The sequence below is a fragment of the Nocardioides sp. CCNWLW216 genome (assembly GCF_037120545.1).
In the GTDB taxonomy this organism is placed as follows: domain Bacteria; phylum Actinomycetota; class Actinomycetes; order Propionibacteriales; family Nocardioidaceae; genus Nocardioides; species Nocardioides lianchengensis.
Genome location: NZ_JBBBBJ010000010.1, coordinates 26586 through 32693, shown reverse-complemented (window position 1 = coordinate 32693; position 6108 = coordinate 26586). Strand labels below are relative to the sequence as shown.

Here is a 6108-nt window from a genome sequence, read left to right as displayed (position 1 = left end):
GCGTATCGAGACCTAGTTGACCTGCCGCTCCCGCCCCTCCCAGTACGGCGCCCGCAGCTTGAACTTCTGCAGCTTCCCGGTCGCCGTCCGGGCGAGCTCGACGCGGATCTCGACCGAGGTCGGGGCCTTGTAGCCGGCGGCGCGCTCCTTGCACCAGGCGATCAGCTCGGCCTCGGTGGCGCTCTCCCCCTCGGCCAGGACGACGAGCGCCTTGATGGTCTCGCCCCACTTGTCGCTGGGCACGCCGATGACGGCGACCTCGGCGACGGCGGGGTGACTGAACAGGACGTCCTCGACCTCGATCGACGAGACGTTCTCGCCGCCCGTGATGATGACGTCCTTCTTGCGGTCGCTGATCGTGAGGTAGCCGTCATCGCCGATCGTGCCGCCGTCACCGGTGTGGAACCAGCCGTCCCGCAGCGCGGTCGCCGATTCCTCCGGCTGCTCCCAGTAGCCCTCCAGCACGACGTTGGACCGGGCCAGCACCTCCCCGGCGTTCTCCTCGTCCTCCGAGATCGCCAGGCGTACGCCGAGCGCGGGCGCGCCGGCCCGTACCAGCCGGCCGGCCCGCTCCTCGGTGGACAGGTCGTCCCACTCGGCCCGGGTGCGGTTGACCGTGAGCAGCGGCGAGGTCTCGGTCAGGCCGTAGATCTGGATGAACTCCCAGCCCAACTCCTCCTCGACCCGCGCGACCGTCTTCGTGGGCGGCGGGGCGCCGGCCATGATGATCCGCACCCGGTCGCGGCCGGGGATCTCGCCCTCCCACGACTGCGCCGCCTCCAGCACCGCAGCCGCCACCGCCGGTGCCGCGCACATGACGGTCACGCCGTGGTCGCGCACCCGGCGCAGGATCTCGGTGCCGTCGATCTTGCGGATCACCACCTGCTTCACGCCCAGACCGGTCATGGCGAAGGGCATCCCCCAGCCGTTGGCGTGGAACATCGGCAGGGTGTGCAGGTAGACGTCGCGGTCGGTGACCCCGGCGTGCAGGCCGAAGGTCACGGCGTTGACCCAGATGTTGCGGTGCGTGATCTGGACGCCCTTGGGCCGCGCGGTGGTGCCGGAGGTGTAGTTGATGCAGGCGGTGGCGTTCTCGTCCGGCTCCCAGCCACGGGGCTCGACCCCCTTTTCGGCGTAGATCAGCGAGTCGTCGCCGATCACGAACCGATGCTCGGCCGTCACGTCGGCCAGCGACTCGTCGAGCTCGGGGTCGACGAGCAGCACCCGGGCCCCGGAGTGCTCGACGATGTAGCGGACCTCGTCCGGGCGGAGCCGGAAGTTCACCGGCACCAGCACGCGGCCCGAGCCGGAGACGCCGAAGAACGACGTCAGCAGCCGGCTGCTGTTGTGGCTGACCACCGCCACCCGCTCGCCGACTCCGATCCCGAGCTCGTCCAGCCGGGCCGCCTGGCGGCGGGCCAGGGCCCCGATCTCGGCGTAGGTCAGCTCGCCCTGGGAGGGCGCCGGCTGGTCCGGCTCGTCCACGGCGCCCACGCGCTCGCCGTAGACCTGCACGGCGCGGTCGATGAAGTCGGACACGCTGAACGGGACGATCACGGTGGTGCCTCCTGGACGGGCGGGCAGTGACGCACGCCACTCTAGGCACGGCCGGGTTGCGACGGGGTTGCCCCATGAGAGTCCTCTCATGACGCTCTCACCCGTGACCCACGATCAGGCAGGATCGTCTCTGTCATGAGCCCGGTCTGGAAGGTCCTCCTCGCCCTCGGCCTCGTCCTGCCCGTCGGGGCGTTCGTCGTCGGGTCCCTCGCGTCGTCGTCCGCCGACGAGCCCGCCCCGCGCGATCCGATCGTGATCACCGAGCCGAGCCCCACCCCCGACCCGACCACCAGCGGACCGAAGCCCAGCACCTCGCCGACTCCGACCCGGTCGCCGAGCCCGACCCGCACGCGCGGCAGCGACGACGACGTCGAGGTGGTCGTTCCCGAGCCCGGCGAGGTCCGCGACAACTCCGGGCACGGCAACGCCGACGACCGCGGCGACGACCGGGACGACGACCACCGCGGACCCGGCGGTGGTGGTGACGACGATGACGACGATGACGACGATGACGACGACCGCGGCGACGGGGACGACGACGACTGAGCCCGCGCCTGCGCACCGGGACGCCCGACCGCTGCGGTCGGGCGTCTCGGTGCGCGTGCGCATCACGGCAACGGTCGCGGCCCTCGTCCTGGTCGCCCTGGGAGCGGCCGGCACGATCGTCTACGTCATCGAGTCCCAGCGCCTGGAACGGCAGACCGCGGAGGCGGTCGACCAGGAGCTGGACGAGTTCGGTGTCCTCACGGACGAGGGGATCGACCCCGGCACCGGCGAGCCCTTCGAGAGCCTGCAGGCCCTGCAGCGGCTCTTCATGCAGCGCAACGTGCCCGACGACGACGAGCTGCTGCTCGGCTTCAACGAGAGCCGCATGCTGGTCTTCCCGGACGACCCTCTCGCCGAGGACACGGCGTTCCTCGCCGAGGTGCGACCCCTCGTGTCCACCGGGGGGAGCCGTCGCCTCGACACCCCGCAGGGCGAGGTCCTGGTCACCTCCCAGCCGATCACCCAAGGCAGCGACACCGGCGCCCTGATGGTGGTCGTCTACCTCGCCGAGGACCGGGCCGAGCTGCACGACACGATGCGCACCTACGCGACCGTGGCCGGGCTGTCGCTGCTCCTGGTCACGGCGGCCGCCTTCTGGCAGTCCGGCCGGCTGCTGGCACCGCTGCGCACGCTCCGCGACACCGCGGAGGAGATCGGCGAGACCGACCTGTCCCGCCGGATCCCGACCTCCGGCAACGACGACATCACCGCGCTCACCCACACCGTCAACGGCATGCTCGACCGGCTCGAGCACGCCTTCACCGGCCAGCGGCAGTTCCTCGACGACGCCGGGCACGAGCTGAAGACCCCGCTGACGGTGCTCCGCGGCCACCTCGAGCTGCTCGACACCGGCAGCCCCGCCGAGGTCGAGGAGACCAAGGCCCTGCTGCTCGACGAGGTGGACCGGATGTCGCGCCTGGTCGGCGACCTGATCCTGCTGGCCAAGAGCGACCGGCCCGACTTCGTCACCCTGACCGACGTGGAGCTCGCGCCCCTGACCGAGGACACCTTCGCCAAGGCTCGCGCACTCGGCGACCGCGACTGGCAGCTCGACGCCGCCGCCGACGCCACCATCCAGGCCGACGCCCAGCGGATCGCCCAGGCCCTGCTCCAGCTCGCCGACAACGCGGTCAAGCACACCGCCCCCGGCGACACGATCGCGCTCGGCTCGTCGTACGACGACGGCGTCGCCCGGCTCTGGGTGCGCGACACGGGCCCGGGCGTGCCGGCCGCCGACCGCACCAAGATCTTCGAGCGCTTCGGACGCTCCGCCGTACCCGACGGGGACGAGGGGTTCGGCCTCGGCCTGTCGATCGTCAGCGCGATCGTCGACGCCCACGACGGCACCGTCACGGTCGAGGACGCCGACCCGCCCGGAGCCCGGTTCGTGATCGCCCTCCCGGCCCGGCCGACCTCCGGCACCACCACCCTGACCTTCCGCCCCCTGCAGGACCGACCGACCCCCGAGGAGAACCCGTGGCCCGCATCCTGATCGTCGAGGACGAGGCGAGGATCGCCTCCTTCGTGGCGAAGGGCCTGCGCGCGGAGGGCCACCTGGCCACGATCGCCGGCGACGGCCCGAGCGGTCTCGACCACGCCCTGAGCGGCGACTTCGACCTGATGGTCCTCGACATCGGCCTGCCCGGCCTGGACGGCTTCGAGGTGCTCGACCAGCTGCGCTCGCAGGGCTCGCGGATGCCGGTCATCGTGCTGACCGCCCGGGACTCGGTGACCGACACGGTCTCCGCGCTGGAGGGCGGCGCCGACGACTACATGCCCAAGCCGTTCCGCTTCGCCGAGCTGATCGCCCGGATCCGGCTGCGGCTGCGGCAGTCGCAGCCGGGCGACGGCGGCGCGGCGGCCCGCGACGAGGTCTTGGAGGCGGCCGGCGTACGCCTCGACGTGCGCACCCGGCGGGCCACGGTCGGCGACAAGCAGGTCGACCTGTCGGCCCGGGAGTTCACGCTGGCGGAGATCTTCATGCTCAACGCCGGCCGGGTGCTCTCCCGCGAGCAGCTCCTCGACCACGTGTGGGGCTTCGACTTCGACCCCGGCTCCAACGTCGTCGACGTCTACGTCGGCTACCTGCGCCGCAAGTTCGGCGCCGACTCCATCGCGACCGTCCGTGGCATGGGCTACCGCTTCAACACCTGACCCCCTCGTCGCGACGGGTACGCCGCGCGCCCCTGGGACGATCGGTCCCATGACGACACCGACCTTCACCCTCACCCGCCTGCACCACGTCCAGCTCGCGATCCCGGCGGGCGGGGAGCAGGCCTGCCGGGCCTTCTGGGGCGGGGTGCTCGGCATGGACGAGCTCGAGAAGCCGCCGGTCCTGGCCGCCCGTGGCGGCTGCTGGTTCCGGGGCGGCGGGCTCGAGGTGCACCTGGGGGTCGAGGCGGACTTCGTGCCGGCCCGCAAGGCGCACCCGGGGATCCTGGCGACCGACCTGCGCGGACTGGCCCGGACGCTCACCGACGCGGGGATCGAGGTCACCTGGGACGCGGAGTTCCCCGGGCACGACCGCTTCTACGCGGCCGACCCCTTCGGCAACCGACTGGAGTTCCTGGAGCCCCGGGGCGGCCGCGGCTGATCCGGCGTCAGCGGACCTTGAAGCCGGCGAGGCGGGCCCGGGGCTGGCGGGCCAGGACGGGCTCCAGGGCCTCGGCGACCTCGTGCGGGAGTGGCCGGTTCTCGGGCCGCTTCTCCAGGCCGGCGTACAGGACCTTGACGACCTCGTCCGGAACCCGATCGGGGAGGTCGTAGGGCAGGTCGACCAGCTGCGGGTAGCGGACCCGGACGTCGTCGGCGTCCAGGTCGCCGTCGTCGAAGGCGCGGTAGCCGGCGACCGCCTCGAAGAGGGTGGCGCAGAGGCCCCAGACGTCGCTGGCGTGGCCGGGCTCGCCCGTCGTCGGCGGGTCGCACTGCTCCGGCGACAGGTAGCGGTCGGTGCCGATCGGCACCCGCAGCGCGGCGGCGTCCTCGAGCCGGCGGGCCACCGAGAGGTCGATCAGCCGGGCCGGGGCGCCCATGATGACGTTGCTCGGCTTGATGTCCAGGTGCGTCCAGCCGAGGTGGCGCAGGTAGTGCAGCGCGCTGGCCAGCTCGATCGCGAGCGGCACGTACTGCTGCTCCTGCAGCGGGCCGTAGCGCCGGACCAGCGACGACAGCCGGGGGCCGTCGATCTGCTCCAGGACGACGTGCGGGCGCTCGCCGTCGAGCCGGTGCCGCAGCCCTCGGACGACGACCGGGTGGTTGACCGTGGCCAGCGCCTCCACCTCGCGGCGCAGGCCGCGCAGGCTGGAGTCGTCCGCGACCAGGCTCGGCCGGACGACCTTCACCACCACGGGGGCGTAGGTGATGTCGTCGAAGGCCAGGTAGGCCTCGTACGACGACCCGCCCCCGAGCAGCTTCACAGCCGTCAGGTCGTCGGTGATCGGGTCACCCTCGGCGAGCTGCCAGGTGTCCGGCGCGGTGTCGGTGCTGCCCATCGGTCAACCTCCCCGTCGCTCGTCGCTCAGCGACGGCGGGTGTCGTTGCGGGACCGGTCGTTGGTGCTGTTGGCGCTCCAGTCGCGCTTCTTCTTGCCGGGGCCGTCCGTGGTCCAGTCGCGGGTCTTGTCGCTGCGGCTGAGGTCGCGGTCGCGGCTGACCTTGGTGAAGCGGCTGTTGGTGTGGTCGCGCGTGGAGCGGCTGTTGCCGGTGTTCGTGTCGCCGCCGCGGGTGCGGGTCCGCGTGTTGCCGTTGGTCCGCGTGTTCGTGTCGTCGTTGCGGCCGAACGTGTCGTCGTCATCGTCGTCGTCGACGGCCACCACGACGTCCGGGCTGTCGTCCTTGCGCTGGAACGCGGCGTCGTCGTCCGCGGCCGAGACCGGGGTCGAGAAGGCGATGAGCCCCGTGGTGACGGCGCCCGCGATGGCGAGCGTGCTGATGGAGACGAGCTTCTTCATGAGGTGTCCTCTCGTCGGGGCGGGTGCCCGAGCTGTGTGCTTGACGAGAGGAACTC

General features: G+C 72.2%; 7 protein-coding genes. 4 read left to right on the top strand and 3 right to left on the bottom strand.

Annotated elements, in window-relative coordinates:
- Positions 1 to 12: 12 nt before the first annotated feature.
- Positions 13 to 1557 carry an AMP-binding protein gene (locus V7S47_RS19875; protein ID WP_336563184.1) on the bottom strand — a complete coding sequence of 515 codons (1545 nt, stop codon included), beginning with the start codon at positions 1555 to 1557 and terminating at the stop codon, positions 13 to 15.
- A gap of 135 nt (positions 1558 to 1692) precedes the next feature.
- Here V7S47_RS19875 and V7S47_RS19870 point away from each other — a divergent pair, with 135 nt between their 5' ends.
- From V7S47_RS19870 to V7S47_RS19855, 4 genes are read left to right on the top strand one after another with little or no spacing between them, the layout of a single operon-like run.
- Positions 1693 to 2103: a hypothetical protein gene (locus tag V7S47_RS19870; RefSeq protein WP_336563183.1), complete on the top strand. Its 411-nt coding sequence runs from the start codon at positions 1693 to 1695 to the stop codon at positions 2101 to 2103.
- Positions 2057 to 3595, top strand: coding sequence for a sensor histidine kinase (locus V7S47_RS19865; protein ID WP_336563182.1), 1539 nt, complete (start codon positions 2057 to 2059; stop codon positions 3593 to 3595). The genes V7S47_RS19870 and V7S47_RS19865 overlap by 47 nt, the downstream gene beginning before the upstream one ends.
- The gene (locus V7S47_RS19860) at positions 3580 to 4257 is read left to right on the top strand and encodes a response regulator transcription factor (protein ID WP_336563181.1); all 678 of its coding nucleotides are present in this window, start codon (positions 3580 to 3582) and stop codon (positions 4255 to 4257) included. Before V7S47_RS19865 ends, V7S47_RS19860 begins: the two co-directional genes overlap by 16 nt.
- A gap of 49 nt (positions 4258 to 4306) precedes the next feature.
- The gene (locus V7S47_RS19855) at positions 4307 to 4696 is read left to right on the top strand and encodes a glyoxalase (protein ID WP_336563180.1); all 390 of its coding nucleotides are present in this window, start codon (positions 4307 to 4309) and stop codon (positions 4694 to 4696) included.
- 7 nt (positions 4697 to 4703) lie between these two features.
- On the opposite strand, the gene V7S47_RS19850 is transcribed toward V7S47_RS19855, so the two are convergent.
- Complete coding sequence (locus tag V7S47_RS19850; protein ID WP_336563179.1) at positions 4704 to 5594, bottom strand: serine/threonine-protein kinase; 891 nt, start codon at positions 5592 to 5594, stop codon at positions 4704 to 4706.
- Between the two features lie 26 nt (positions 5595 to 5620).
- Entirely contained in the window at positions 5621 to 6052 is a 432-nt protein-coding gene (locus tag V7S47_RS19845; RefSeq protein ID WP_336563178.1) for a hypothetical protein, read from the bottom strand.
- Between the last annotated feature and the right edge of the window lie 56 nt (positions 6053 to 6108).

Coding starts and splice junctions, on each gene's coding strand:
- V7S47_RS19870 (WP_336563183.1), top strand. CDS start 1,693: ATGAGCCCGGTCTGGAAGGTCCTCCTCGCCCTCGGCCTCGTCCTGCCC.
- V7S47_RS19865 (WP_336563182.1), top strand. CDS start 2,057: ATGACGACGATGACGACGACCGCGGCGACGGGGACGACGACGACTGAG.
- V7S47_RS19855 (WP_336563180.1), top strand. CDS start 4,307: ATGACGACACCGACCTTCACCCTCACCCGCCTGCACCACGTCCAGCTC.
- V7S47_RS19850 (WP_336563179.1), bottom strand. CDS start 5,594: ATGGGCAGCACCGACACCGCGCCGGACACCTGGCAGCTCGCCGAGGGT.
- V7S47_RS19845 (WP_336563178.1), bottom strand. CDS start 6,052: ATGAAGAAGCTCGTCTCCATCAGCACGCTCGCCATCGCGGGCGCCGTC.